The 2,526-nt window shown below is 48.6% G+C and carries 2 protein-coding genes; one reads left to right on the top strand and one right to left on the bottom strand.

The window, feature by feature from the left end:
* Window positions 1–482 (bottom strand): LysR family transcriptional regulator (locus C8K58_RS31890; protein ID WP_146188261.1); only part of this gene is annotated, 482 nt, incomplete at its 3' end.
* Between the two features lie 822 nt (window positions 483–1,304).
* On the opposite strand from C8K58_RS31890, the gene C8K58_RS31885 reads away from it, so the two are divergent.
* A partial coding sequence (locus C8K58_RS31885; RefSeq protein WP_108574906.1) for an ABC transporter substrate-binding protein occupies window positions 1,305–2,526 on the top strand: 1,222 nt, incomplete at its 3' end.

Below are 2,526 nucleotides of genomic sequence, written 5' to 3'. Positions count from 1 at the left end.
TTGCCGTAGCGAGTCGTTTGCATAGAAAACATCGCAAATCCTAAGTCGCACCGGTCGCGCTGAACCATATCTAGAACAGTTGCCGAGCTGTGCATATGCATTGAGACTAATGCATCCGGGTGCTCGCGGTTGAAACTCGCTATTGCCCGTGGCAGAAAGGTCAATGCCATGCTGGGGGCTGCGGCAATTTCCAGATAACCCATCTTTAAAGCTTTGATATTGGATGCCGCGTTAGCGATGCGCTCAATTCCGATCAACGACTGCTCAACGTCTTTAAATAATAACGCTGCCTCTGCTGTGGGCAATAGACGACCTTTCGTACGTGTAAAAAGAGGAATAGCAATGCGTTCCTCCAGGTCGGAGATTAGGCGTGTTACTACAGGTTGAGTAATCTCGAGCATTTCCGCTGCGCCAGTAACGGTCTTCCGCACCATGATGGCGCGGAACGCTTCGAGGTGGCGCAAAGTGATTCGATTTTCCAAAGGATCCTCGCTGGCTAATAGTTTTACAGCATGAGGTTATATTTTAGCACTAAAAATTGTCTAATTTTTATTCTTAAATATTGTTTAAAATTAATAGGTTATGAGAGTTTTGTACTCCTATTGCGAAAAGACATTTTACAGAGACCTGGTGACGAGATCGGTACCGGTCTCGTGGCTAGCGCGATCCTTCGCGTTTACTTGCCTATCAAAATTCATAAGCTGCCTACTTGTGTTTTATAGATGCCGTTACAGGCCATTGGTCATCCAGGGTCTGTGCCCGCTGGCTAGCGGCCGAGATCCCCGCGATTGCGCGACAGCCCCCTTTCGAGACTGGGTCACCTGACAAAAGCACGTCGTTGACCGAGAGAATTGGCCCCATCACCAAAATCTATACCGGCGACATGGGTCATGCTCCTGTTCGTATACCTGCATCAGCCGCTTTTCTGGCAATCAGAATCAATACATCAAGCTGGCCAGAGAGTGTCTCAACGGTGTGTGTTACCGCCGGTATCACACCCGTATCAGCGATGGTCCCGGCGCACCTTAATGTGAAGAAACGCACCACGGTAGGTCGGCTAGTGCTAAATACCATAGCATTATGACATAGGATCATATTTTAATGCTTTTGAATTTCGTAATCAGAATAAATAATTCGTTATAAAACAATAGCTTAAAAACACCTGGCCTAAGTATTGCTAAAAAGCATGGTGTAGGGTTTTCGTTTTGCGAATTGCGGTATAGCTTTGTTGCTGTCCGGGGCTATGGGCGTTGGCAGTTGAGTGCCTTTGCGTGAATTAATCTACCTTCACAGGACTACCTCCGATGAAATTTCCTGTTCTAGCTGTACCGGTGAGCGCGCTAACAGCTCTCTTGGCGATATGCAGCTTCAGCTCCTCCGTATCCGCTCAGGCAGATAATCGCTCTTTGCTCACAATGAGTGCCGGAATGACGGATATCTCCACGTTGGATCCGCACCGCGCCACCGCTGTTGGGGACAAGGGAATGGTGTCTGAGATGTTTAATGGCTTGGTGCGTTTCCCACCAGGAAGTGCTGATCCCACAACGCTGGAGCCGGATTTGGCCGAAACATGGGAAAAGTCGCCTGATAACAAAATCTGGACCTTCCACCTACGCAAGGGTGTCCGTTTCCATGGTGGCTACGGTGAACTAAAATCCGCTGACGTGGTGTACTCGATCGAGCGTGCTGCCGATCCTAAGCGATCCAGTTTCGCAGCTAACTTCACTAGCCTCGATAAAGTGGAAGCTTTGGATGACTACACTGTCCGTATCACTCTGAAATATCCAGACTCCGCTTTTCTTGGTCGGGTATCCAATTATCACGGCGGCAATATCGTCAGTAAGGCAGCCTCGGAAAAACTTGGCGACAAGTTTGGCCAATCTCCTATTGGTACCGGACCATTTTCTTTTAGCGAACATGCGACACAGCAAAACGTGAAATTGGTGGCTAACGATGAGTATTTTCGTGGCAAACCAAAATTAGCCGGTATTACGTACCGGATGGTTCCTTCAGATAGCGCAAGAGAGTTGGCATTTACCTCGGGCGAACTTGACGCCGCGGAGGGTAAGAGTGAACAGCGTTGGGTTGATCGTGCTGTTAAGCGAGGCGTAAAGGTCGATATTTTCGATCCCGCAGAGTATCGAACATTATTCATTAACCGTAATATCAAACCATTAGACAACTTGAAAGTGCGTCAGGCTATTGCGGCCGCAGTTAACGTAGATGAGATCGTTCGGTATGCCGGTAAGGATGTGGCGGCCAAAGGATGTTCGGCCGTACCTAACGGTTATCTTGGTCAAGATTGTGGTGCCGGCAGTTTTACCTACGATGTTGAGCGCGCGAAGAGTTTGCTGGCAGAAGCCGGTTTTCAGAATGGGATCACTATCAAATCTGTTGTGTCGAGTATCGCCACCCAGCAACCAATCATGGAGATTGTTCAGGCACAGTTGGCGAAAGCCGGTATCAAGTTGGAAATGGAAGTTGTTGACCATGCGACATACCAGTCCAAGAGTCGCCATGATGAGA

The organism is Pseudomonas sp. GV047 (assembly GCF_003058245.1).
Classification (GTDB): Bacteria; Pseudomonadota; Gammaproteobacteria; order Pseudomonadales; family Pseudomonadaceae; genus Aquipseudomonas; species Aquipseudomonas marginalis.
This window is presented reverse-complemented; position numbering and strand designations above follow the sequence as displayed.